Genomic DNA, 26,259 nt, shown 5'->3' on the forward strand with positions numbered 1-26,259 from the left:
GGGCTTGAAGAATTGCAGCAAAAAAGTGACTGGGTGAGGATAGATTCTGCGGATTTTGAAGGCCAATAGTTATTCTACCGGCCGAAAAAGCAGTGAAATACGAGATAGGCTGCTAGCGCCGACAACTTGAAAATCCGAAATTGTAATACCCAAAACTCGGCTTTAACCAGAAATCACCTTTTGCGGTGTAGCTCACTTCGGTAAGGATCACATCTTCAAGGCATATTCATAGTGCAGTCCATCCTCCATCCATGACCAGGTTTGCTCCAGTCATATAGCTCGAAGCATCCGAGGCTAGAAAAATAGCGGCTCCACGGTATTCGTTTTTTTCTGACATGCGGCCCAGGATAGTACGGGATGAATAGTTTTTAATAAACTCATCATCATGTTGATTCCAGACTCCACTAGGCGTGAGAAGGTTCACCCGTATGGCGGTATTCATATAATAAGCCGCTAAAAACTTCGTCAATCCCAACAGACCCGCTTTGCAAACGGAATAAACGGCGGGCTTGTATGTCTGGTTTTCTTGACCTGCTTTTTTATAAATACGTTGATCCGGCCCCACAAGTCCGTAATTGGATCCCAAAAAAATAATGGATCCCTTCCCTGATTTTTCCATTACCTCGCATGCAGTCTGGGTAAATAAAAAAGCACCCGTTAAATTGACATCCAGAGAGGATTGCCAAAGTTCTTTTGGAAACTTGGTAAATTTGGAAAAAGAGGTGGTGTCGGAACCCCGTTCAAATTTCGGATCAATAGCGGCGCTGTGGATAACAGCATCGATTCGATTGAACTGAATTTCGCATAACTGGACAATGGACCGGCAAGAATCGGTGTCGGTCACATCCAGGACCTGGATCCATGTTTTCGTATTTGGATAAACAGAAGCAATTTCGCTTTTTAGAGATTCGAGATTTTCTCTCTTTAAATCTCCCAGTACTAAATGGGCACCAGCCGAAGCGGCGGCGAGAGCAAATTCTTTTCCGAGCAGACCGGTGGCTCCACTGATGAGCACCACGCGATCGGTAAGATCAAAGGGCGTATCTTTGTATGGTTGATTCATAGAGCAACCTTCTGATGGGTTTGAAGGGATTTTTTGACTGCCAGGGCGGTGTTCAGGACATCGATGCCGTCCTGCAAAGTGACTCGGGGAGTCGATCCTCCGGAAAACGTCTCAATAAATTCCGCCATCATGGATAGAAATAACGCATTCCGGTCCCAGGCTGAAGGTAATTCCATTTCATCCAGGATTTGCCCATTTTGTTTCAGGGTAGTGCGGCGAGTGGGATAGTCCCAGTCTACGATGGCGTTTTCAGCTACGATGTTCATATGGCGGACAGGCGGCTTTCGCCAATAATCCATCCGGAGCTGAACACAGATATTTTGCTCGGTTTCGAACGTGATGAGCGCGGTATCTTCTGCTGTGATTTCGAGAGATGTTCGATGCCCTCCGATAGCAAAGACCTCCCTGGGTTTTCCGAAAAGCCAATGCAAATAGTCCAGCTCATGGATAAGCGTCAGAACAACCCCTCCACCCTGATCCGCGCGCGCTGCATAACTCTGCCGGTAATCTTCCCAAGGGTGCCAGTCGGGCAGGTATTCTCCCAGATCCACTTGCACCGAATAGATCTTTCCGAGTTTATCCTGTTTGATCCATTCTTCGATTTTCTGCAGTCCCGGGTGCATCCGGAGTTGACACCCCACCAAAACTTTAGGCCCATTCAAAGTGAGGTAGCGAGCCAGTTCGGGCAGCCGCTGTTTTTCATGGGCAATGGGTTTTTCAACATAAACGTGGGACCCTGCCTTAAGGGCTTTGATGAGCGTTTCCAGATGAAGGGAGGTGGGGTTGGCCACCACCACGAGGTCGAATTTGTGGCTGAGTGCGAGGTCAAGATCTTGAAAGACAGTAATACCTTCGGGGATGATCTCCATGGGGGGCGGAAGATTCCGGCTTCGCACCACGCCGAGTTCGCGAATTCCGAGCGTATGTAAATTGTTGAGGTGCCTGACTCCAATGGATCCAAGGCCAACCACCAAAGCTTTCAAATGGTGCTTCCCCGTCTTTCCATCAGAAATTCGGCCAGTTGAAACGAGAATTCATCGTCGATATCGATGGAGTCGTTGCTGTCGATCTTAAGCGGCAAGACGTGTGTGCCTGTGAGGGAATGTTTTTCCAGAATGGTCCGGGTGCGAATCAAATCCAGATAACCGATTTGCCAATACACCTTGGGCAAACTTTGCCTCGGCTCGTTGAAGGGCTCGGGAATGCCGGGAATGCTCAATAGCGCTTGCATAAAACCATCCGCTCCGATGGTCCACATTTTATAGGGATTTTGCCCCGGTTCGATGATTCCTCGAACCGAATCGGCTTCCGGATTTTTTTTCAGGAGCTCAGCAGCCTCTTCTATTTTTGAAACGCTACGCGAGGGAGAAGTTGGACGGAATTGAAAGATAGCATCGGGAAGTGGAACTCGATTTTGCTCCAACCATCGCAAAAAATGATGAAATACGGGCAAGTCCCGCGTGTCGTCCTGCGCGAGTTCACTGGGCCTTAAGAAGGGTACCTCGGCGCCGGCATTTCTCGCGACCTTGGCAATTTCCTCCGAATCCGTGCTGACAAAAGTTCGCTGGATGGAAGGGCATTTGAGGGAAATCTCAATCGAATGGGCGATAAGGGGTTTTCCCCGCAAAAGCCGGATATTTTTATGGGGTACGGCCTTTGATCCTCCCCGCGCGGGAATGAGTGAATAAATTAACATCGACTACAGTCTGCACTGCTTCAATTCAGTAGGCTTGATAGCCCGTTTCGGCCGAAATGATGCGCTTGGGGTAAGTGGTTGTCAAGCGATGTTCCGAAGGGAGGAGCCATGGGACAACTAAACATGCCTGCGCCACAGCGACACAGACATGCGCCCAATCAGCCGTTCAGGCTACGGTGGAGCTGAGTTAGGCAATAAGCCAGTTTCCATTCAAGCAAAACTCGAGCTTCAACTTATTGAAGGGCCCGAGCGGTTCTTCCTGTAATTCAAAATAATGAATATCCCCAATGGAGTCGTGCAGATGGATCCAGTTTCGACGCAGATAGGATTTCAAAAAACGGGCATTGGCGGTTCTACCATCCACCAGAATAAGCGTGCCCGGTTCAAGAAAAAACTCAACTCTCAAAATATCCGCCGACATCGGCATTCTTGCTTTGCTGTTGAACGAGAAACCGTTTATCTCTTGTGTAGTGGCAAATTGCGAGGGACCGTCGAGATAGATAAAGTCAGGGGATATGTTGGGTAGTTTTGAATAAACGCTTGCGATTCTATTGTCGTGAATCAAAACATCAACAGAGCTATGAGAAATGGTGGCGAATGCTTGAAGCCTTGATCCAAGTCTTGATCTGGTGATTTCTAAAAAATGCTGCTCCTCTTCAACCGCATACACGTGAAATGGATTGTCGCTACGAATGGATTTTCTTGCCCACTCACCAAAGTGTCCGTCAAGTATGCGCATCGCGTCGGTGAGGATTACTGTGCTGTAGCCACTGCCAAACTCGAGAGCGTTGATGACCTTACGACTTAATGCGATCCAATGAAGACGACACAAATCTTCGTATTCGGGTTCAAACGGTTTTTCCTCAAACGCCGAGACGGATTTTTCGAGCATGGAGTTTTTGCTTGCCGCTCGATCTGCTTCCAATGCCTTACACAACGCTCGTAGAGAGAATAAATCAACATATTCTTCAACTCTTACTGGATCATGAAAACACGTGAGTGAAAATCTTTTTAACGAATCATTAACAGCCTGAAACGAAGGAGATAGAGCGACATCGGAAGTGTTAGCGGGAGGGGCTATAGACATCGGATATTCTCTCATCGGTTCGGTGGAAGTACTCATTTTATTTCGTAATGCCACGGACCTGCTGACAAGCTCAGTTTTTTTGTAGCAAGCCCAGAGTTAGTGCACGGCGAACGTGATTGTTCATCTGAGCGGCGCAAAACCGGGTCAGCTCATCAAACGATACTTGTTTCAAATTTCATCCACAAAACCAGCAACAAGGCGGCAGGCAGACACCACAATGCAGAGGCGCAGACAAGTGCCCATTTCAAGGGCATAAGGTCGACCAGCATATAGATAGCCACCAGGTAGACAAGAAGCGGGATCATGCCGCACAGACTGAACAAAATAGTATTTTTGAGCTCGTCATGAGTGCGTTCGCTACCGATGATGTAATGAGCGATCAGTGCAAAAGTGGGAAATAACGGCACCAGTCCGGCAAGATAGTAATTCTTCATATGCGCCAGCAAGCTGATAATTATTACCACAGAGGCGCCCAGCAGTGCCTTGATAGACAGTGTCATCATATCGACTCCTTCCATTACCATTCCGATTTTCGAAGCGTATACATGTTTTCCGGTACCTGTTTCAAAAGTCATCGTGAAAATTATAGTAAAGGAATCCTGACGTAAAGATGGCGAAGTCATTACGAATCTGTAATGTTTGGGGAAGAGTTGCGCACTGAACAGGGCTATGGATGATGCTTTGCGAAGCCAGAGTGGGACGAGTTTGCTTGTCCGCAAGGGTAAAGCGACGGCATGGTTACGCCGGAAAGAAAAGCCGTACGGACGTACCTTGGCCGACGACGCTTTGCACAGCGATCTTGCCACGGTGGAGATCGACAATCGATTTTACGATAGCCAATCCCAGCCCAGCGCCTTCTGTTTTAATATTGCGAGAAGGACTGATCCGGTAGAAACGATCAAATATTTTTGGCAGATGTTCTTGCGCAATCCCCATCCCGCTATCACGACAGCCAACCTCGATCCCACCATCCATACTACGGATGGAAAAAGTGATTTCTCCACCAACCGGGGTGTAATGCAGGGCATTTGAAAGGAGGTTACTGATGACCCTTCGGAAAAGAATCGGATCGGCGTTCATTTCCCCACTCCCTGTGCAAATTACCGAAACGTTTTGCTCCGCGGCTAACGCTTCATAAAAAGCAATAATTTTCCTGATTTCCGTGGACGCATCCATTGTTAGAGAAGTAATCATGGTCTGCGCACTGTCGGCTCTGGCCAAGAATAACAGGCTGTCCATCATGCGCGACAAGCGATCGTATTCCTCCAGACTTGACGCAAGTATTTCACGATATTCATTAGTCTCACGGAGCTTGGAAAGGGCTACTTCCGCTTCTCCGCGTAAATTATTGATCGGGGTGCGCAACTCATGCGCCAGATCAGCTGAAAATTGGGAAAGGCGACTAAATGAATCTTCCAGCCGGTCAAGCATCGCATCAAACGCACGTGCCAGTGATACTAGCTCCTGAGGCCATTGCGCGACATCAATGCGTTCATGCAGTTGGCTTGCGGTAATGCGCTCGGCGGCCCTGGTAATATCAGCCAGGGGCTTCATGCCACGCTGCGCCGTGATTATTCCGACGGCTGCGGATACCAGAATGCCGATTAATAATACGCCAATCAAATAGCGCTCATATCGACTGACCAGTATTTCTTCGCCTGTTTCATCCAATGCCACATGAATTAGCCGTTTTGGCCTATTGGTGTCATTGTCGCCCGTCTGGGCAGCAATCAGTACATAGCTTCTATTGGCGGTAGAGCGCCATTTTTTCGCTTTTCCAGTCAGTTGATTTGGATCAGGAAATACGGCGGGCGGAATTTCTCGATCCATGCCATGAGCCTCGTAAAGCGTACGACCCGACTCATCCAGTATGCGACTGTAGGCACGATACTGGGAGTTGGAAAATCCAATATTTTCCTGTGAAATTTCACGTTCAAGCGCTTCTGTATTACCAGCCCGAAGAATAAGATCGAAAACTTGAACTCGGCTGCTGAGAAATTGCTCATCTTCTTTTTCCAGCGTGGTAATAAGAACCCAATATAGAAATCCTGAAGCAAAGATGAGCATAACGGAAGCCGATAATGCATAAAGCCAGGCCAGTTGCCTGGCAATCGACCAACCCCGAAAACCGGGGGTGACTTTTAATTGATGAGCATTATCGATCTTCAAACAGATATCCGACGCCGCGAACGGTATGAATCAGCTTTTTCTCGAATGGATCATCGATCTTACTGCGCAACCGGCGTATCGCCACATCGATGACGTTGGTATCGCTATCGAAGTTAATGTCCCAGACCTGTTCGGCAATCAGAGTACGGGATAAAACTTCTCCGGCACGTCGCATCAGCAGTGATAACAGCGCGAATTCCTTGGATGTCAGGTCAAGGCGGTTACCGCCGCGTGTCGCCTTCTGGCGCTCGAATTCGATCTCCAGATCAGCAATTTTCAAGGTCTCGTTACATCGTGGTGGCGCGCGCCGTAATAGCAGGCGGACCCTGGCCAGCAACTCGGAAAACGCAAAAGGTTTGATCAGGTAATCATCGGCGCCGAGTTCCAATCCCTTGACCCGGTCTTGGATGGCATCTCTGGCAGTGAGGAAAAGTACTGGCATCTGTTTGCCCGCGTGGCGCAGCATTGAGAGAACGGACCAGCCATCCCGGCTTGGAAGCATGACATCCAGGATGATCAAATCGTAATCGATATCGAGAGCCAGAAGCAGGCCCTCGTCGCCATTTTCCGTGGTATCGACAATATATCCTGACTCGGATAACCCTTTACTGAGAAAGGAGGAAGTCTTTTTTTCATCTTCGATGATCAGGATATGCATAATATGGCTGGAATTGTGGAACCTGACCCGGTTCAAAGTATAAGGGAACTGGAAATCACAACTAAATTCTGCGTTTAAGGCAGTTTGATTTTCCGCTTCAGCGCCTGATGCAAAAGGGTAATTCACCTGCTCGCGCCCTGCCGCAAAAACGATAGCCGAATAATGTGTTGTACCCGGCACGAGTTCTATTACTTTGATCGGGTTCGTGCGTCTATAATACTGATGATTTACCATAAAGATAATCTCAATTGCTTCCGCAGGTCATTCAAACTCGTCGCGTTGAGAATAAGGATTCTTTCTTATAAGAAGCAATTGCACGGGAAAAAACTCCGTACATCCCCATTCACCCATCAGTTTTCATCCATGCTTCCGGACACGACGACTTGGGCGTCGCCCCCCCATTTTGCCCCTTCGTACCTTCATCAGGAACTTTGATATATCTCGAACCATGAATCCGATTGAGTCGACATTTGCGACGATGCAATCATATCTTCCATCTATGCAACCAGCGCGGCCTCAGAGTTATCGCGCACGTTTCGTCACATACGAATGATTTACCTTGCGCCCGCAGCAATGCGATAATAAAGCGTTTATACATTGAGCAGATCAAAAGGTCTGGAAGAAGAATATGGCGAATTCCGCCTCGACTCTTATTATTCCCGTTGAAAATCAGGTGCGTGAACTGGACGCGAAACTCCTGCTGTCCTGCGTAGCGGCAGAGCGTGGTTTTCCGGTTATTCTCGGTTCGCGTGCGTTTGTCCATTTCGAGGTGGCGTCGCTTCCACGGGGGGTGTATTTGGCGAAAAGCATGCGCAGCCTGAGCAGTTCGATGTTCAGAATCTTGCGTTTGCTCGGACATGAAATCGTCGCATGGGAAGAAGAGGCGCTGGTTCACCCGCCCCCCGACACCTATTTCACCGTTCGACTGTCTCCGACGACAATCAGGAATGTGTCCCACATATTTGCCTGGGGCCAGGAAAATGTCGACTTGCTTCAGCAGTATCCGCAATTGCCCGCAAATATGCCTATCCATATTACCGGAAATCCTCGCGGGGATATATTACGGCCCGAAATGCGACCCTACTTTGATACGGAAGTAGAGAAATTGCGTAAACTTTACGGTAATTTCATTCTCATCAACACGAACTTTACTGAGGTAAACCCCTTCATTCCGAATGTTGGTTTGTTTGTGCCGTCGAAAGATGGGCAAAAGAAGTCCCGGCGCGGCCAGGCCGGGATTGGGATGAGCCGCGAATTTGCCGATGGATTATGGGATCATAAGCAGGCAATACTGGAGGATTTCAAGCAACTCATTCCCGCCCTCGAACGGGCTTTTCCTGATCTGACGATCGTCGTCCGGCCACATCCGAGTGAAAATTTCAAGGTATACAATGAGATCGCCGCCAAGTGCCGGCGAGTGAAAGTCATCAATGAGGGCAATGTCATCCCCTGGCTTCTGGCTGCGAAGACAATGGTGCACAATGGTTGCACGACGGGACTGGAGGCTTATGCGCTTGGGGTGCCCGCTATATCTTACCTTGCGACATTCAACGAGTATTATGACTATGAGTTTCAGGGCCTGCCCACCAAGTTAAGCTATCAGTCCTTCAATTTTGAAGAATTGCAGCATACCTTGACCGGAATTCTTGAAGGCAAACTGGGCGTCGCGGGAGGTGAGGAACGCAAAGCACTCATCGATTATTACCTGGCGGCTCAAAATGGGCGTTTGGCTTGCGAGCGCATCGTCGATATCCTTGAGGAGAATGGCTATGGTAGAAAGCAGCCGCCCTCACCCCCGATCGGAACATTTGTTCAGGGCTGGACACTTGCCAAGTTAAAAGCTTCGGTCACAAACTTGAACATGCGCCGTCCTGGCCCCAACCGGCTTTCGTACCATGACCATCGCTTCCCCGAGATCACGGTTGCGGAGATCGAACAGAAGATCGGGCGTTTTGGCCATTTATTGAATCGTTTCGGCAATATCAGAGTCAAACAACATTCAAGACACCTGTTCAAAATCCAGGGTTAGCCAATCTTCGAACTAAACCTCAGGACCTCTTTCAAAAAAACTTTCCGAATCCGTCCGATATAGTGGCGGCAGTCGCCAAAGATGGGTTCGGGTTTTATATTTATTTCATTTGCAATCAAAGGATAGTCGTAAATCATTTATGAAGAAACCAAAAATCATTGCTGAAATAGGCTGTAATCATAAGGGGGACATGGAGATCGCCCGCGAAATGATAGGAATCGCGGCAACATTTGCGAAATGCGATTTCGTAAAATTTCAAAAGCGTTCGAACAGGGAATTACTTACCCCTGAAGAATATGGCGCACGCCATCCTAACCCCCAAAACAGTTATGGGGAAAGCTATGGCGCGCATCGCGAATTTCTCGAATTCGACATGGATCAGCATCGACAATTACAACAATGGTGCCAAGAGGTCGGGATCGGCTACTCGACGTCGGTCTGGGATCTTACCTCGGCAAAAGAAATTGCCAGCCTCAACCCGGAATTCATCAAGATACCCTCGGCATGTAATCTCAATTTTCCCATGCTGCGGTATCTTGCCGACCATTATGGCGGTGACATTCACATATCCGTGGGCATGACGACCCCTGCTGAACAAGAGCAGATCGTGCAATTGATGGAAAAGTGCGGCGCCGCCGACCGAGTTGTTCTGTACGCCTGCACGTCCGGATATCCCGTTCCTTTTGATCAGGTCTGCCTGCTGGAAATACAGATCCTCAATGATAAGTTTGGCTCCCGCGTCAAGGAAATCGGATTCTCCGGTCACCATCTTGGCATTGCCGTTGATATTGCAACCGTGGTTTTAGGCGCATCCTGGATTGAACGGCATTTCACATTGGACCGGACCTGGAAGGGAACCGACCATGCCGCTTCGCTGGAACCGGACGGGCTGCGCAGGCTGGTTCGAGATGTTCGCAACGTCTGCAAGACATTACGGGTCAAGGAAAATGAAATGACAGAGATCGAGCTTTCGCAGCGCGACAAGCTCAAACGCGTGCAGGGAGTTCACTTCAACTGATGCGTTGGGTAGCTCTCCTGCCTCTGCATGGAAACTTCGAATCGATTCCGATTCTCCGAAATGCTACGCGCCATATTGCGGGACGGCCGTTATTCGCCTGGGTCCTGGAGCAGGCCATCGCATCCGGGTGTTTCGACACCATTTATGTCATTACTGACTCATCGGTGGAGATTCGCAAAAAAATATCCGATGAATTTCCGGCGGCTGATAAGACGATAGAGGTTCTGGATTACTCCGCCGTGAAGGATGACGACAGCATGGACAGTGCGCTGCTTGAGTTTCAGCAGAGGATCCCTTTTGATGTCGTATGTCTGGTTCAGGCCGCTTCGCCCCTCACGCGGGCGGAAGACTTTCGTGCCGCCAAGCATAAATTTCTCTCTGAAAACCTGGATTCCCTTTTAACCGCCGTGCAGTCCAAACGCTTCTTTTGGACCCCGGCAGGTGCGCCGGTTGACCATGACCCCCGGAAACGCCCTGTGCCCAAAGATATTGAAGGGTATCTGGTGGAAAATGGCGCTTTCTATCTAACCGGGGCGAAATCGCTCAGAGATCACGGCTGCCGTTTAGGTGGCCACATCGGCATCCATGAAATGGCTGCTGAGGCTGCAATCGAGGTGATCGATGAAGCAGCCTGGACGGCGGTAGAGCAGCTTTTGTTGAAACAAAACCGGATATCGGCGAAAGCTCGCACCTCACAGGTTAAAGTGTTGGTGCTTGACGTGGACGGTACACTGACCGACGCCGGAATGTATTATGGACCCGCCGGTGAAGCACTGAAGAAATTCAATACGCGCGATGCCCACGGCTTGCAGCTGTTGCGTGAAAATGGGATCAGCGTGTGCGTTATCAGCAGCGAGGATAGCCCTGCCGTCGCAGCCAGAATGAAGAAACTGCGCATTGATGAATATTATCCAGGTGTACAGAATAAACTCCCGCTTCTCCTGGAGTTGGCACAACGCTGGGGCATTTCCCTGCAAAATATCGGCTACGTCGGCGACGACCTCACCGATCTGAAGTGTTTAAGCCGGGTGGGTAGTGCTTTTTGCCCAGCGGATGCCGTTCCGGAAATTCTGCGGCAAGTTCACTACGTCTGCAAGCACTCTGGCGGCCATGGTGCGGTCCGCGAAGTTTGCGATCTGATTCTTCAATCAAGCGAAACGACACCTTACAGGTCTGCCGAAGCAGAGGCATACTTATGATCCCAGATAATTCATTGGGCGGCTCTGCGAGCCTACGCGAGTGCTGGCGGTCAGTTTGCGGCCATTTTCGCCGCTTGCTCGGCGTCCATAGACCAAGCTATGGACTTCTCTCAACCGGCAAAATTGTCTCGCAACCTGCCTCGCCATCATCTCGCGTCCTAATGGATTATCTGGGATGATCCCTGGTTCGCCCATATAAGGTCCAATCCCGGCATCGACGCTTGAGCGATGCTAACGCATTACGCCTCGCCGCAACAGTCTCCACGAAACTTTAAGACCCCAAAGCAGCGGATGGCGCCGCAACAAGGGGGTTACCTCGACACGGACCCCGGTATGACGCTCTATTTTCCAGGCAGCATAATTAATACTGTCGTGGAAAGTGAATGCCGCCTTTGAAAGCCGCAGTACAGACAGGATTTTCCCCTGCCAACGGCGTAATCGCCAACGCCATAATGAGCCGCGCCGCTCTGCCGCCCCCGTTAAACATCGATAATTTCCGTCTGGCAATACCTCTAGCGTTTCCGCTAATGCCGATGCGGCGCATCGGGTCAAGCGTGCGTAGTCATCCAGATTGAGCTCCACGAGCTGGCGGGCACGCGTCGACCGCTCAGGCCGCAATTCCGCCGCATAGGTCTGGGTCAATCCGTTGGTCCAGATTGCCTCGGCGCTCACTGCCGGCGACTCCAGCAACGGAAGGCTGGCTTCGAGAAATGTTATCACCGCATGGGCCAGCGCTCGATTGACCCGCATGCGAACCGTTTCGTCACGTGCATACAGCAATCGGGAGGGCTGAGCAAAACGCGCCCATAGATAGGGGTGAAACCAGTGTTGGGTGCCTTGCTCAAAATCCGCCATCGAAACCACCGCGTACTTGGCACGGAACTTCCTTTCCTGGGCGGACGCCTCGAGAAAAAATACGTTTGGCGGCAGCCAGGCATTTAGAACGGCCAGGTAATGCTCTGGATAAGCTTCGCTGTAGCTGTTCACCACGGCGTAGAAATCCACCACCCCATCACCGATCTCGTGGGAACGCAGGCAAGATCCATAAAGCAGTACCGCTTCCAGCGATGACCCGAAACGGGTTTTCAACGCCTCGACGAGGATAAGAAAATCCGCCGATACCACTTTCGAACTCAGCGAGGCCATTTCTGAGATCAAGTCGTCCGGGAGCTGCCGATCGGGTACTGAGGTGTTGCTTGTCATATCATCCTACATCCGGTAGTTGGACGGGGTGAAGTGTACGGTTTTTGGGGTGCAGGGCAAGGCGCAACGACGTGGAATGCGACCGCGCAGGGCGGAGCAGTGCCTTCCGCAGGAAGGTGCGACCCCGAAGCGGGATGCGGGCGTCCCCTTGCGTGTGGAGCGCGATCGCGGTATTCCCTGCGCTGCCCGATCCCCGCTTCGCGGGGCCTCTCGGGCGACGCTTTGGGGCGCCGCTCCATTCCAAGGAGTTGCAACGCAGCCATGTGTCGCAAAAACCGTGCAATTCGCCCCGTAGCGACCTCACCCGGAAGGTGAGCGTCAAATAATATGAAATATTGTTATTAATCACGACACTGATCTATTAAATGAGCGGTCAACTACCGGATTTAGGATCATGAACCGGCGTTTGCGCTATTCGCTACCAAAAAGCTGACCGGACCCGCTGCGGTAATACGCAGCGGTCCATCTTGACTCGCCGCACGGTAGGATTCACCATCGACAATATAATCGTCATCCATCCGCAGTTCCAACACCCTGTTATTACAGCTGTGATAGCCGTTTTTTTCCTTGAGGAGATCTCCGCGACCTGAAAGTAATTGAAACAATGAGCGTAAGGGGCGCTTTGACTGCTGACGGACAAACGTCACATGTAACGGCTCCTGCTCTTGTCCCCAGTAGGGACGCATGCCGAACAGCAATCGATCGAGGGTACTTGCGAAGAGAAACGCGAAGGTGCCGCGGTGCAACTCAATACCCTTGTCGATAATTGATAACTGAACCGGTGCCCATGCTCCGTGCCGCCGCCCTAAAATCAAACCGATAATGTATCCTATGGTGATGATAGCTGAATAAATTTCTCCAGTGATACCCAATTGTTTTATTTTGCTCTGGGAGAATATTACTGCCCGGGCAATAAGCCCGACACCGAAGAACATCCCATAAACCTTTGCCGCTTCGCTTTGTTCGATGCACAGCACATGACGCTCCAGCAGCAAGGGGGGCGTCTGCTTCAGCAGATAATCCCGCAACTGCTGAAGAATAGACTCCGGGCTGCCGCTGATGCCCAGATCCAAAGCTGTCATGTTGGTTGTCCCCCCCGGCACGACCGTCAACATGGGCCATTTTGCAAGGGGTTGCGTGGCAAACAAGTGACATAACACGCCCTGTACCGTACCGTCTCCGCCAACGATTATCAGCAAATCGATACCGGCATCTATAAAGGCATCCACCGATGCGTTAATCTCCGGTGCATTGGTCACTTCTCTGCAGACAGCGCCCGGAATCTCCGTGAGCGCTCGCCTTATCGCATCTTTACGTTTGCGAATACGTCCGCTGAGAGGATTGAAAAGCAACCCGGTCGCAGGTGCTCCAGACCTCAATCTATCCATGCGTGACTTTTCTATCATTTACCTTAACCGTTAAAGGGACAAAAATACGAACAGCAAGTTTTCCATCATCCCGACCCGGCACAATTTCCTCAAACCATGATCGCAAAGGACCGTGAAGCCGCCGCGCTTGCCAACCCATCATTAATCGGAGAGCAAGAAACGCCGTTGAGACCAGATGCCAGATGACCACCGACCAGAGGCCAATGTCAGGCCTGTCCATGAGCCAGCCGAACGTCAGCAGGATGAGGTTGGGATTACGCCGGGCAGTGATGAGCCGGCTAAAAGAATCCAGCGGTCGCCAGATGAAGATATCAAATGACCCAACCCAGAATTGGAACGCCCCTTCACACAAGCGGCCGCCAATATAGCCGATAAGTATCAACCAGAACAATACCGTCAGGGTGAATGGCTGCGTTAACGCCGCCGCCAACCCTACACCCCAGGCAATATACCAGAGCGGCGGATGAATGATATCCAGACCATGATCGAGCACATCCCCCAAGCGGCTTGAGGTGACAGTGACTCGCGCCAATTTTCCGTCAACGGTGTCCAGAAAGGTCATCAGCCACCCCATCACCAGCCCCGAACCATAGTAGCCATGCCAGAACGCAACCCCTGCCAGTACGGCAAACACAAGACTGAGCAGCGTAACGTGATTAGGCCGTATACCGAAGCGTACGCAAAAGCGTACAGTCCAGAATGCGGGAACCGGCCAGAGCCATTTTGTCACGAGATCAGTCACACCCTTGTAAGATCGCGTAAACAGTTCGGATTCGAGCGTTTGCCGGTTATCATTGTTGATAGGGAAAACGTACGGAGGGTCTCTCTTCTTGAGATTTTGCCGGAGGCTTGATAAATCGAGGTCCTTCAGCGCATAAAGCGGGAAGTCGGAAAAAGTTCGCCCATCTTCTCCATCCACAAAATCCGCCAGTACATGATGCACATCACCCTCGATAATCCGGATCGCGGCGGGTTGACCCTGATTGCTGCAGAGCACAAGGTTTGTTTTTGCGTTAATCAACGCCGCCAATACCCTGGCATCGAATAGATGATCCGCACGAAGCACCAGTGCCGATGCATGCACCGGAATCTGCTCGGGATCATCGACCAACCGGGTCTGCGAAAAGGGCTTCAACATGCGCTGCAAGCGCTCGCGGCCGCTCAAGCCCCAGATATTCGTCTCACTATCGCCGACGATATAGATGTAAACTGACTTTGGCATATTTCGAGTTGTTTGTCTGATTGTGGTCTGGTTTTAGAAATTTTGAACAGCCTCTACGGAGCGCTTGGGTGGCAACCGAGCTGGCCAAGACTGGAAAGGGCGTAAAGCGAACATGAAGGCTGCGGATCGGCCTTGAAAGCCCGGACGTGAAACGCAATGAACGTCCGATACCGAAACCCGAAGGAAGACCAGCGCAATGGGATACGCTGGGGACGGTCTGCTTCATCAGGCTCCAGGCGAGGCAGGCTGGCACTATTTACGTCTTTTGCCTGAAGATGACATTCTCACGATGCCACTACACCTCGCGCCCAGGAGGGACTTGTTCAGAATTCCTTCATATTTGTTTGGCTGGGGAAGTTGTGCAGATTGCGGTATCAGTAACACGGCGAAGATGATCAGAAATGGATGCGGTCTTGTAACCTAATGACGGAAAATAAGCAAGAAGCCCTAAAAAATTCGCCGCAACCAGAAACTCGCAAGAGCGATCAGCACCAACCCGGGCAATAGCGCGGTTAGCGCCGGGTTCAGGTGCAGCAGCAAACCCGCATTGGCAATAATCTGATCAAACAGGTAGACGCTGATACCGAGCATGGACGCAACGACGAGTCTGTTGGCAAGACCGGCCCGTACCGATCCGAAAACAAACGGTATCGAAAGCAGTAACATTGCAATTGTCGTCAATGCGCCGCCGACCTTCCGCCATAAGGCAAGTGCATAAGCATCCGCTTCTTGACTGGTAGCGCGTAAAAAACGGACATGCAGAAACAGATCGATCGGCGAAAGACTCTCCGGAGGCTTCGTCAGCGTCGAAATATCATCCGGATTCAGAAATGATTTCCACTGCATCGAATTCGTGCTTACGGATTCTATCCGGTTTTCGGTAAACGTTTTAGTGGTAACGTCGTTAAATTCCCACAGATCACCATCAATGAAAACTGCATACTTAGCGTAGGTATAGGTCAGCAGAAGGCCATTGTCGTCAAAATGCATTAGCTCGACATCCGCTGCTTTCCCCGCATGCAGCATCTCACCGATACGCAATATATTTCGTTTGTCCCGGGTCCAGATACCCAGTTGCTTCCCAAGCGCGGCGCTCTTCTCAAGCGCAACGGCCCGCGAAGAAATAGCCTTCTGCTGCAATTGGGGAGCGACAAATTGATCCAGTACCATGGTAACCAATAAAAGGACCAACCCAACCGCAAGTGGAGGAAGGCTGATACGGGTTGGGGATAGACCTGCCACGCGCAATGCTGTCAACTCTGACCCGACCGCCAGCCGACCCAATGCGACAACATTACCCAGCAACACGATGAAAGGCGCAAGCTGAATAAATCTGCGCGGCAATAGTAAGGCCGTATTCAGGAACGCGTCCTCGACTTGATAGGTGCCCTTGCCGACATCACCAAGCTGATCAAGCAAGTCGAGAAAACCAAATAGCGGCAGGAGTATCACCGTAGCGATTCCCAGACCCATGACGATCTGAAACGCCAGATAGCGATTGATTATCGTCATCTGCGCAGAAATAACTTCTGCCGGAACCCGGTAGATAGCAGGCTGAACGCAAACAGGGCCATCAATATATAAAGCCACCAGACACCGGGTACTCTGCTGACAGTACCCTGCTCGACCCAGGTCTGGGCTAATCCACTCAGGATATAGTAGATCGCGAAAACGGCGGCTGCACCATAAAAAGACCTTTCACTTTTTCCCTGACGAGGGGAAGTACGGCTGAATGGCACGGCGATAAGGGCCAGGAGAATCGTAGCAATAGGACGTGAAATCCGCCATTGGAATTCAGCAACGTCACGCGGCTGATCGGATTTCATCAACGTGGCCGTGGCCGTCGCCTTTCGTCTGTAATTCAGTATATTTCCGCTATCGGTAAAATAGACCAATTTCTCGAAGTGGACGACAGTATCCTTCGTTCCTGAATGCATGAGCCGGTAAATGGAACCGTCCAGCAAATGTATCTGGGGCCGTTGGCCCGCTATGGGCTCCTGCTGATAGGCCTCCTTGGCCACTATGATCTCGCTGATTCCATCTTTATTCATGTAGTGGAATACATCTTTCATTTGCTTACCGGCGCCATCCTTGGTTTGAATGTAAACCACTCTGCCATTGCCCTTGCCTTTGCCCTCGCTCCCATAAAAACGCCCAGCCTGGAATCGATCCATGTTTAATTCCGCCTCTGCCTGTGCGCTCATCAAGTAACTTTCTTCATATGCCCATGGACGCACGAATACGGAAAGAAGCCCGCTGGCAATTCCCACAGGAATGGCAACGATAAGAACAGCAAAGATTATGCGATTTTCGCTGACACCGGCGGAACGTAAGACGCTGATTTCCTGATCTCTATATAAACGCCCAAGCCCCATGACTACCGCGACATACAAGGAAATCGGCATCAACACTTCCAACGCGATCACCGTCTTAAGCAGCACCACCTTCAGCATGGCGCCAACGCCGAGCGACTCCGACATTGCCCCGGCCAGAAAATTGGCACTGCTGAAGCTCGAGAACAATGTCGACAGGATTACGGCTATTACCGTAAACGGCATCAACAATTCCCGCGTGATGTATCGATCGATTATCTTCACGGATTTCTTTGCCGCTATGCTATGTAATGAGACAGCCTTTAAGGCTAGGGGATAAGGTCATGCGAATCTGCCTGCTCTTGAGCAAGCGGTGCCGCTCTCGCCAGAACGGATTCCACAAGCAGCATATCTTCAACCTTATCGACATCGACACCAGCCTGCGGGTATGGCAAAAACACCGGCCGCACTCTGATGCCGGTTTTGGCTAAAACCGCTTTCAATCCCTTATCAACTGTCAATATCCCCAGCAAATAGGAAAGGACCGTCATGAACCCAAAAGTGCGGGAGATCAATAACCACGGGCGTTTGCGCAGATCTTCCGCACGCTGCCAGAATGAAACCAGACCCCTTCCCCGATGATTGAGAAACGCATAAAGATTGCAACCACAGACCCCGCCATCCTGTAGTCGTATTACGGTTCGTTTTACGCCCGGAAACGCGGCCGCGACATCTTCATGCCTGACCACGCCTACCGTTGCATCACTGTGTGCCGTTAGCGATTTGCTTAAAAAATACTGCACGATAGAGGGTGTCAATAATGCGTGATCCGCTGTCGTCAGCAAGACAGGCGCGTCCTGATCAATCTGTTCGAGGCCGCTGTTTGCGCTTCGACTGGGGGAATCCAGATTCGGTAGCCAGATAACGCGCCCGCTTTTAACGCGCTCCTCCAACTCCGGGCAATCGGGGAGAATGGAAGCCGGCGGACCCAGTATGACGATTGTTTTCACCATATCGCTGGCTTCCAGCGCATCCAATACGCGGATGATCATCGGCGTGCCGCAAATGGGTGCGATTGCCTTGCAGGCCACGCCGGTTTTACCCGCGACGGGATCATTGGCAGCGCGATCCGCCGCCAGCACCAGCGCGATAAACTGATCCGTTTTCATTTTGAATCCCTGGTTTGGCGTTCGATTTGGTGTTCGTGCGCGTTGATCACAGCGTTTTTCCATAGATGCGATAACGCTTATACTGCCGGCAGCCCAAGCTATCCAGAACCGCGCGCATGGGTTTGTTATCCTCGAGTACCCATGACAATTCCACTGCCTCAACGCCCACTGCACGCGCCAGTTTCTTCGGCGCGTCGATTACCATAAAAGCCAGCGCCATGCCGAGCGGGGTATTATGGAACTGCTTGCGCACCCCCATCAAAGGTATACGGCCCGTGCGTACCGCTCCTCTGGATTTTATCCGGCTCAGCTTCACCCAGCCAAACGGGAACAGGCTTCCGTCAAGCTCGGCAAAAATTTCGTTGAGGTTCGGCAAAGCCACCATGAATGCGGATGGAACGCCATCCACCTCGGCAATCTGAATGCAATCATCGGGTACGAGCAAACGAAGACTGGTACCGAGTTCGGCAAACTCAGCCTTGGTAAAAGGAACGAATCCCCAGTTTTCCGACCAGGCATCGTTGAATATATCACGCAGTATTTCCATTTCCTCGCTAAACCTGTCGCGGCGTAGCGGCCTCAGACGTACCTGATCCGAAAATTTTGCGATCAGGGCGCTCATCAAGCGGGGCACCTTGAAGTCCACCTCCACCCAGTAGGCGAGCATATCCTTTACCGGCTGGTAGCCCTGCTCTTCGAGTAACCGGCCATACCACCGGCGCGAATGCGGCATCATTACCATTGGAGGCGTATCGAAACCATCCACCAGGACGCCGCATTCCTGATTAATGGATAAATTGAACGGCCCGGTTACGTGCCGGGTATGCCGGGCAGCCAGCCATTCCTCAGCGGCACGCACCAATACGGCGGCCACTTCTGCATCATCTATACACTCGAACAATCCGAAATGCCCCGTTTCCGGGCCATAGCGCTGTCGATGAAGTTGATCAATTTGAGCGCTGATCCTTCCCACGGGTTGGTTATTCCGGTAGGCGATCCAGGCCTGCCATTCACCATGCTTGAAGAATGGATTGAATCTTGAAAAATGAAACCGTCGCTCCAGGCGCAATGGTGGCACCCACATGGGGTCATCGGCGTAAATGCGCCAAGGAACGTCAATAAACACGCCAATGTCATTTCGACTCGTAACCGGATGGGTGGTGACCGCCTGGCGGGCTGGCTGGGAGGAATCATCCATGAGATAGCGTCGACGGATGCGAGTAATTCGCTAAAATGATGTCCAGCCCAAGAGAAAACAAATTTGATTCAATCTGCACGGAGTGTGGCAATATCTCTTCTCGTTTGTAACCGTATTTGTGTGAAATCCGCTGAACCTCAGCGCGTGGTGTAAAGTTGGGTGATAGGCAAAAATTCGTTAACTCGACACGTTGATGTCGTATCATATTATAATTGCTGGTTTGAAACGTAGCACGGATTTCAATAATTTACTGCGTGACGGAGTACGCATTAGACATAATGGACTCTGTTTATGGATAGGGTCGTTAGGCCATATAAATAACAAACGTTGCCATTATGGGATTTACCATCATTTGTGGCAACAGCTTGATTAGCCGGCGAGCGGCATCAAAGAAGCGCTGTTGATGCGTCATCGGTTTTTTGCAGATGCATGAATGGAAAAGGAACACTACCCACCTGAAGGTTTCTGTAGCAATAATTTATGGAAGGTTAATTATTAATGGGCACTCCTGAATATAATCTGCTAATTGCCCTCGCCCTTATTCCGGTTGTCATCGGAATGCAGGTATGGGTGAAAAAGCGCCGCCTGGGCCGGCGTAATGAAGATGGGCAGCAGGAATTCGACAGCCTGGGAGGGACGCTCCTTTCGGCACTTATCGAAGGAGGGGCTGTAATCTCAAGTTTAATACTTCTTATCTGGATCATGGGAGGCATATTGAGATACCTGTTCCCCATGATGTTTAATGCACAGTAAGACCGGATTTACGCTCGGACCGAAGAATGCCGGGGCGAGCAGACAGGAAAAGCTGACCGCAGCCCCAGCAAGTCTTCCTACCGCCCCGGGTTTTTGGAAAAGCCTGGTGTTCCTGAATTTCTTTATGAGTCATTCTGGTTACGTATGCGTATAGTCGTTACGGGAATGGGGATTGTTTCTCCGATTGGCACAGGCACTGACCAGTTTTGGTCGGCAGCGGTCAATGGCGTGAGCGGGATTAAAAGAATCAGCGCCTTCGATGCGTCCAAGCAGCGTTCGCAAATAGCCGGGGAAGTGGCCGGTTTTGATCCCGCGACCTTTCTCTCGGCCAAATACATAGATCAAACGGACAGATTTGCGCAACTGGCACTGCTCGCTGCCAATCTCGCTCTTGAAGATGCGGGTAAACTCGATGCCTATGCACCACAACGAGTGGCGGTAAGCATAGGGTCGGGAATGGGTGGGTTCGGCACGTTTGAATCTTCTGCCACGCGCAGGTTCCAGAATCAGCCGGTACCTCCTTTCACGGTACCTCGAACGATGGCAAACTCCGCAGCTGCGTGGGTCGCAATCAAACATGGGCTGAAAGGAGTCAATCTGACTTGCAGCACAGCGTGCTCATCCGGAGCCAATGCGATTGGCATGGCACTCGATCTCTTGCGTGCCGGGAGAGCCGACGCCGTCGTTGCCGGCGGTGCGGAAGCCTGCGTATTGCCGTTGACCATGACGAGCTTTGAAATATTGCATGCGTTAACTACCAGTTCCAATAACGACCCGGAGGGCGCATCACGGCCTTTCGCCAGGAGCCGGGCAGGTTTCGTCATGTCCGAGGGTGCCGGGATACTCATTCTGGAGAGGGAAGAACAGGCCATACGCCGGGGGGCAAAAATATACGCGCAACTCGCTGGTTTTGGGCAAGCGTGCGACGCCAAGCATATTGTAATGCCCGACATCGAGGGTCAGATATCGACGATGCAAGCGGCTATCCAGGACGCCGGCCTGGAGCCCGATTCCATCGACCATATCAATGCGCACGCGACGTCCACCCCGCTTGGAGATATCGTGGAAACCCGGGCTATCAAACATGTTTTTGGAAACCGGGCCGGGGATATTGCCATTAGCGCAACCAAGTCAATGGTTGGACATTCGATTGGCGCATCGGCGGCTATCGGCAGCATTGCCACCATCATGGCGCTTCACACCGGCACGATACATCCGACCATCAATCTTGACGAGGCTGATCCGGAGTGTGATCTCGATTACACGCCAAACCACGCACAACAAAGAAACCCCCGTACCGGCCTATGCAATGCTTTCGGATTTGGGGGCAACAATGCAAGTATCATTTTCACAAACCCGTGAACGAAGGAAGAGATTAGATGGACACAGCAGATATCGAAACGAAGGTCATACAGTTTATCGCTACAAAAGCTGAGAATCTGGATGCATCCACGATAAACAGGTCTTCAAAATTTGAAGAGCTCGGGCTTGACTCCATGGATACGATTCAGCTTTTGTTCGACGCTGAAGATGCTTTCGGGATCAATTTCGACAGTGAGGAAGCAAAGGGATTCAGCAGTGTCGGAGATATTATTTCCTATATCGAAAAACACCAGGCTACGGCGCCTTAGAGGCGGCGCTCCAAGGTATGACCGCCAGGAGAATCGCTCTGACAAATGAGAAAAGCGAAAGCATAAGTGTACGTGACGGCGCCAAAATCCACCCTATCCACATCCCAAGACTCATTTTTACCCGGCGAGAGAATCTTTTGACGAACGGCTGCGGGTTTTCGGTTTTGCGATTTTTGCTTCCATCATAGTGGGCGTTGCGGCTTTTTGCTTTGTATTTCTCGGCTCAAACTCGAACCCCACTTTTCCGCCCGCACCGATGACCAGATAAGCCGAAAAGGGTCTTCCCTTCTTTGAAATGAACTTTGATAGCAAATCTGTTTTACCGCTGTGCAACAGCTTGACGACTTGTTCGCGTTCAATAGGGCGAGTGAGGATTATTTTACCTGTCTTGAAATTGCAAGTACGCGCTGAGCCCAAAGCCTTCTCGCATGCATAACTCATCCCGTGGTCGAATACCCTGCCGCCACAGCGGGGGCATTTTCCCAACGGTTCCTGTCCGGTAAAATCAAGCTCCTCCGCATCCTCTTCTGTATCCTCGCCAAAGTCGAATTTCATTTCAAATTCATCAGTAAGTTTGACGTTGGCATTGAACAACCGCCCCATCTTGCTTCGAAACCCCTGTAGCGGACCCACCTCGCGCCGAGTGATCAGTTGTTCCATTTCAGCTGTTTCAAATTGCCGCCCCGCAAGAATTTTCCATAATGCAAAATCGCATTTCCGGCACTGAAATTTTTTGTAGGTTTCCTGTACGATACCACCGCATTTTGGACAAGGCGATTCAAGCGTGGAAAAGTCGCCGCTGATGGTTTCCCCGCGATGACTCTTCGCCTGTTCCACGATATGACTCGTCATGCCGGCGATCTCTTCCATGAAATTGTTACGCTTGAGTTTGCCCTGCTCGATCTGGCGTAGTTTGAATTCCCAATTGCCAGTCAGTTCCGGTGAGGTGAGTTCCGGCACCTTCAATCCACGCAATAAGGTGATCAACGAAAACGCCTTGGCCGTGGGATGCAGTTCCCGCCCCACACGCTGCATGTAATTTTCCGATACCAGACCTTCTATGATCGATGCACGGGTTGCGGGCGTACCCAAGCCTTTTGCGCTCATGGCTTCTCGCAGTTCCTCGTCTTCCACAAGTTTACCGGCACCCTCCATGGCTGACAGCAGCGTCGCTTCATTGAATCTCGCCGGCGGCCGAGTGTGATTGGAAATAACCCTAACCTCTTCGGCAAGAACCGCCTCACCCAGATTCAGTTTAACCAATGTCGAGTCACCCTCGGCGCCGGCAGCTTGCACGTCTTTGCCGTAAACCGCCTGCCAACCAGGATTGACCATTACCTTACCCTCTGTTTTGAACGGCTCGTTCTCGACACGCGTAACACGGGTAGTCACGAGAAATTCGGCAGCAGGGAAAAAAATTGCGAGGAAACGCTTGGTGACGAGGTCGTAAATCTTTGCTTCGGCTTCATTCAGCCCGCTGGGCTCGAGGGAAGTCGGGATAATGGCGAAATGATCGGAAATCTTGCCGTTGTTGAATATTCGCTTGTTGGGCTTCACCCAGTCCGCTTTAAGAATCTGCCTGGCAAAAATACCATAGCGGGTTTTCTCGAGCGAACCGAGCACATCCTTGACGGTCATGACATAGTCTTCCGGCAATGCTCGCGAGTCAGTACGCGGATAGGTGAGCGCTTTATGCTTTTCGTATAACGCCTGAGCCAGCCCGAGTGTTGTTTTGGCAGAAAAACCGAAGCGCCCGTTGGCGTCGCGCTGCAAGCTGGTGAGATCATACAGCAGCGGGCAGATTTCCGTAGTGGGCTTGCTTTCTTCGCTGACGACACCGGGTTTACCCTGGCATTTGGCGCGAATAATCTCGGCACTTTCCTGATCCCATAACCGCTCGGCTTTTTGCTCACTATCCTTTTTGTCTTTGGTAAACTTCTCGTCCAGCCAGCGCCCGTTATATTCTCCCGCGCTTGCGGCAAACGTGGCATGGACTTCCCAATAATCGCGGGATACGAATTTCTTTATGATATCTTCCCGTTCGATGATAATTGCCAATGTAGGCGTCTGCACCCGGCCTACAGTGGTTTTGTGGAACCCGCCTTCCTGCGAATTGAATGCGGTCATCGCGCGAGTACCATTGATGCCCACTAGCCAGTCGGCTTCGGAGCGGCTTACAGCTGCCTCCGCCAACGGCTGTACGGCTTCATCGTCGAGTAATTTGGTAAACCCTTCCCGAATCGAGGCTGGCGTCATCGATTGCAACCAAAGTCGCTTTACCGGTTTTTTGTTTCCAGCGTGACGGGCAATGTAATGGAAGATCAACTCTCCTTCGCGCCCTGCATCGCATGCGTTGATAAGGGAGTCCACATCTTTGCGCTTGATAAGCCTGGTCAAGAGCTTCAGCCGCGATTCAGTTTTCTCGATGGGATTGAGATCAAAATGCGGCGGGATAATAGGCAAATTGGCAAAACTCCACTTTCCGCGTTTTACCTCGTATTGCTCCGGAACGGCCAGCTCAAGCAGGTGCCCCACAGCTGAAGACAACACGTATTTATCGCCCTCGAAATAGTCGGTATGCTTGCTGAATCCGCCCAGGACACGCGCAATGTCGGCAGCGACAGAAGGCTTTTCGGCGATAATTAATGTTTTACCCATGAAACTCCAGTGAACATTCGCGAATAATTCAGCAGGTGCGAACAGGTGGATAAACCACCTGGGTCACTGCTGCGATCAGCACGTATGATAATAAAGCCTGCCGGATAGCAGGAAGCTGAGCCGTGATAGCGCGCCTGCCGCCACCGGTACCAGCAAATTCTTGCCGGCGCTACAAATTATTTACGTCGTATGTATCGTTTGCGGCTCAGTTGTTTTTTATTATAGATAACTATATGGCCACATGTCGCGGCGATCTACCGAAGCCGCTGGTAGCGCCCGCCCGGCAGGCTTGCAACAACGCCATCCAATTCGAACGCCAATAGCATCGCTGATACCATTTCCACCGTCAAGCCGCTCCGAACGCACAAGGTATCGATGTTGGTGATGTCATGGCCGAGATGCGCCAATAGCACCGATTCTTCGCCCTTCGGTCCATCAGCATCAAGCGTGGCACTTTGCATGAGCCGATAACCGAACTCACACAAAATGTCATCGGCGCTTTCGACCAGTTTCGCGCCTTCCTTGATGAGTGCGTGACAACCTTTCGATAGAGGCGAATGAATCGAACCGGGAATGGCGAATACCTCTCGACCCTGCTCCAATGCCTGCCTCGCGGTAATGAGCGAGCCACTTCGCAACGCGGCCTCCACCACGAGGCAACCACGGCTCATGCCGCTGATAATGCGATTGCGGCGCGGAAAATTGCTGCCAATGGCAGGCGTGCCCAATGGAAACTCGGAAATAAGTGCGCCCTTTTCCGCCAATTCATGAGCAAGTTGGCGATTACCGGCCGGATACACGATATCCAGGCCGGTTCCCACTACCGCAATGCTGGCGGCGCTACCACGTAACCCGCCACGGTGTGCCGCAGCGTCCACTCCGGATGCCATGCCGCTTGCAATGCAAAGACCGGCGTTACTTGCCGCTTCGGCAAAAGCCTCGGCGTTGGCAAGACCTTGAGGCGTCGCATTGCGGCTGCCCACAACGGCCAAGGTATGCGAATTCAGCAATTCACGCCTTCCCTTGAAATAGAGAAGCGGGGGAGGATCCGGTATGTTCAGCAGCAGCGACGGATAATCGCGATCTGCCAGTGTAATAATCGAATTCGCTGGCTCCTCCAGCCATTTGAGGGTGGCAGCTATTCTTTTTTGGTCTACCCCCTGAACAATGTTATACGCCACCTTTCTTTTTACCACGCGCTCCAGCGCGGTGATATTTGCGGAAAAAATTTCAGCAGGAGTACTGAACGCTCTCAACAAGCGCCGCATCGATTCGCCGCCGAGGCCGTCAACCAATCCAAGGGCGAGCCATGACTCTATTTCCTGCATGGGTTTCATTTCATCATTTTTGAACGTAATAAGACAGAGATACCGTTGCGTTGTATACCAGATTTAAATAATAAACCATGGCGGAACGTTAACAATGACTAATTGAGGTCAGGCGAAGCACGAGGCACGAGGCGTGCATAGTTATTCGTATACACTCGAGCAACCCGATATGGCGACAACCCCGTCATTTTTGACGCATCGCATCAGTGTACCGTTTCTCGTCCGCGATTAGCGAGTTGACCGTATTTCTGCATGCTGAAAAACCATGGTTTCCGAGCTGAGATGGCAGCGCTCCCGTCAGATCATCTTTTGAAAGGGAGACAGATTATCGCCGATGTTCCTCATATTGCCATCGGAAAGCGGTCAAGCGCTGGAAACCGAATTTCGTACCCAAATCAGGATATAATGCACCTCTGCATCGAATTCGGGAAACCCTTCTCTTACCTATAGAGGTTGTGATGCGACATCGCAACAATAT

The 26,259-nt window shown here is 51.2% G+C and carries 22 protein-coding genes; 6 read left to right on the forward strand and 16 right to left on the reverse strand.

The window, feature by feature from the left end; genetic code table 11:
• Positions 1–226: 226 nt before the first annotated feature.
• The 7 genes from F822_RS06180 to F822_RS06210 all read right to left on the reverse strand — a co-directional run bounded on the left by F822_RS06180 (position 227) and on the right by F822_RS06210 (position 6,673).
• Complete coding sequence (locus tag F822_RS06180) at positions 227–1,063, reverse strand: SDR family oxidoreductase (protein ID WP_025041215.1); 837 nt, start codon at positions 1,061–1,063, stop codon at positions 227–229.
• Positions 1,060–2,046, reverse strand: a complete 987-nt coding sequence (locus tag F822_RS06185) for a Gfo/Idh/MocA family protein (protein ID WP_025041216.1) — start codon at positions 2,044–2,046, stop codon at positions 1,060–1,062. The genes F822_RS06180 and F822_RS06185 overlap by 4 nt, the downstream gene beginning before the upstream one ends.
• Positions 2,043–2,759 (reverse strand): acylneuraminate cytidylyltransferase family protein, encoded by a 717-nt coding sequence (locus tag F822_RS06190; RefSeq protein WP_025041217.1) that lies wholly within the window; start codon positions 2,757–2,759, stop codon positions 2,043–2,045. Before F822_RS06190 ends, F822_RS06185 begins: the two co-directional genes overlap by 4 nt.
• Before the next feature lie 187 nt (positions 2,760–2,946).
• Positions 2,947–3,882: a hypothetical protein gene (locus F822_RS06195; RefSeq protein ID WP_156304355.1), complete on the reverse strand. Its 936-nt coding sequence runs from the start codon at positions 3,880–3,882 to the stop codon at positions 2,947–2,949.
• A gap of 116 nt (positions 3,883–3,998) precedes the next feature.
• Positions 3,999–4,349, reverse strand: coding sequence for a GlpM family protein (locus F822_RS06200; RefSeq protein WP_231623586.1), 351 nt, complete (start codon positions 4,347–4,349; stop codon positions 3,999–4,001).
• A gap of 235 nt (positions 4,350–4,584) precedes the next feature.
• Entirely contained in the window at positions 4,585–6,015 is a 1,431-nt protein-coding gene (locus tag F822_RS06205) for a heavy metal sensor histidine kinase (RefSeq protein ID WP_197272885.1), read from the reverse strand.
• Complete coding sequence (locus tag F822_RS06210) at positions 6,002–6,673, reverse strand: heavy metal response regulator transcription factor (protein WP_025041220.1); 672 nt, start codon at positions 6,671–6,673, stop codon at positions 6,002–6,004. The genes F822_RS06205 and F822_RS06210 overlap by 14 nt, the downstream gene beginning before the upstream one ends.
• A 628-nt stretch (positions 6,674–7,301) precedes the next feature.
• Between F822_RS06210 and F822_RS06215 the strand changes: the two genes are divergently transcribed.
• From F822_RS06215 to F822_RS06225, 3 genes are all read left to right on the forward strand, one after another.
• Positions 7,302–8,702, forward strand: a complete 1,401-nt coding sequence (locus tag F822_RS06215) for a surface carbohydrate biosynthesis protein (RefSeq protein ID WP_025041221.1) — start codon at positions 7,302–7,304, stop codon at positions 8,700–8,702.
• 139 nt (positions 8,703–8,841) lie between these two features.
• Positions 8,842–9,720, forward strand: a complete 879-nt coding sequence (locus tag F822_RS06220; RefSeq protein ID WP_025041222.1) for an N-acetylneuraminate synthase family protein — start codon at positions 8,842–8,844, stop codon at positions 9,718–9,720.
• Positions 9,720–10,919: an acylneuraminate cytidylyltransferase gene (locus tag F822_RS06225; protein ID WP_025041223.1), complete on the forward strand. Its 1,200-nt coding sequence runs from the start codon at positions 9,720–9,722 to the stop codon at positions 10,917–10,919. Before F822_RS06220 ends, F822_RS06225 begins: the two co-directional genes overlap by 1 nt.
• A 231-nt stretch (positions 10,920–11,150) precedes the next feature.
• On the opposite strand, the gene F822_RS06230 is transcribed toward F822_RS06225, so the two are convergent.
• The 7 genes from F822_RS06230 to F822_RS06260 form a co-directional block, all read right to left on the reverse strand.
• Entirely contained in the window at positions 11,151–12,122 is a 972-nt protein-coding gene (locus tag F822_RS06230; protein WP_025041224.1) for a hypothetical protein, read from the reverse strand.
• 392 nt (positions 12,123–12,514) lie between these two features.
• The gene (locus tag F822_RS06235; protein WP_025041225.1) at positions 12,515–13,510 is read right to left on the reverse strand and encodes a diacylglycerol/lipid kinase family protein; all 996 of its coding nucleotides are present in this window, start codon (positions 13,508–13,510) and stop codon (positions 12,515–12,517) included.
• Positions 13,503–14,732 carry a CDP-alcohol phosphatidyltransferase family protein gene (locus F822_RS06240; RefSeq protein ID WP_025041226.1) on the reverse strand — a complete coding sequence of 410 codons (1,230 nt, stop codon included), beginning with the start codon at positions 14,730–14,732 and terminating at the stop codon, positions 13,503–13,505. The genes F822_RS06235 and F822_RS06240 overlap by 8 nt, the downstream gene beginning before the upstream one ends.
• Before the next feature lie 447 nt (positions 14,733–15,179).
• A complete protein-coding gene (lptG, locus tag F822_RS06245) occupies positions 15,180–16,244 on the reverse strand; it encodes an LPS export ABC transporter permease LptG (protein ID WP_025041227.1) in 1,065 nt (354 codons plus the stop codon).
• A complete protein-coding gene (lptF, locus tag F822_RS06250; protein WP_025041228.1) occupies positions 16,241–17,329 on the reverse strand; it encodes an LPS export ABC transporter permease LptF in 1,089 nt (362 codons plus the stop codon). The genes lptG and lptF overlap by 4 nt, the downstream gene beginning before the upstream one ends.
• A gap of 44 nt (positions 17,330–17,373) precedes the next feature.
• Positions 17,374–18,213, reverse strand: a complete 840-nt coding sequence (locus F822_RS06255; RefSeq protein WP_025041229.1) for a nucleotidyltransferase family protein — start codon at positions 18,211–18,213, stop codon at positions 17,374–17,376.
• A 46-nt stretch (positions 18,214–18,259) separates the two neighbouring features.
• On the reverse strand, positions 18,260–19,411 hold the full coding sequence (locus F822_RS06260; protein WP_025041230.1) for a hypothetical protein: 1,152 nt from the start codon (positions 19,409–19,411) through the stop codon (positions 18,260–18,262).
• Positions 19,412–19,909: 498 nt separating this feature from the next.
• On the opposite strand from F822_RS06260, the gene F822_RS06265 reads away from it, so the two are divergent.
• The 3 genes from F822_RS06265 to F822_RS06275 all read left to right on the forward strand — a co-directional run bounded on the left by F822_RS06265 (position 19,910) and on the right by F822_RS06275 (position 21,795).
• Positions 19,910–20,164, forward strand: coding sequence for a hypothetical protein (locus F822_RS06265; RefSeq protein ID WP_025041231.1), 255 nt, complete (start codon positions 19,910–19,912; stop codon positions 20,162–20,164).
• 144 nt (positions 20,165–20,308) lie between these two features.
• Positions 20,309–21,526 carry a beta-ketoacyl-ACP synthase II gene (gene fabF, locus F822_RS06270; RefSeq protein ID WP_025041232.1) on the forward strand — a complete coding sequence of 406 codons (1,218 nt, stop codon included), beginning with the start codon at positions 20,309–20,311 and terminating at the stop codon, positions 21,524–21,526.
• Positions 21,527–21,543: 17 nt separating this feature from the next.
• Complete coding sequence (locus F822_RS06275) at positions 21,544–21,795, forward strand: acyl carrier protein (protein ID WP_025041233.1); 252 nt, start codon at positions 21,544–21,546, stop codon at positions 21,793–21,795.
• A gap of 117 nt (positions 21,796–21,912) precedes the next feature.
• Here F822_RS06275 and F822_RS06280 read toward each other — a convergent pair whose 3' ends face one another.
• Together F822_RS06280 and dprA are read right to left on the reverse strand one after the other, a co-directional pair.
• Positions 21,913–24,453, reverse strand: coding sequence for a DNA topoisomerase III (locus F822_RS06280; protein WP_025041234.1), 2,541 nt, complete (start codon positions 24,451–24,453; stop codon positions 21,913–21,915).
• A gap of 254 nt (positions 24,454–24,707) precedes the next feature.
• On the reverse strand, positions 24,708–25,790 hold the full coding sequence (gene dprA, locus F822_RS06285) for a DNA-processing protein DprA (RefSeq protein WP_025041235.1): 1,083 nt from the start codon (positions 25,788–25,790) through the stop codon (positions 24,708–24,710).
• Between the last annotated feature and the right edge of the window lie 469 nt (positions 25,791–26,259).

Origin of the sequence: Nitrosospira briensis C-128, from assembly GCF_000619905.2 — a bacterium.
Lineage (GTDB): Bacteria > Pseudomonadota > Gammaproteobacteria > Burkholderiales > Nitrosomonadaceae > Nitrosospira > Nitrosospira briensis.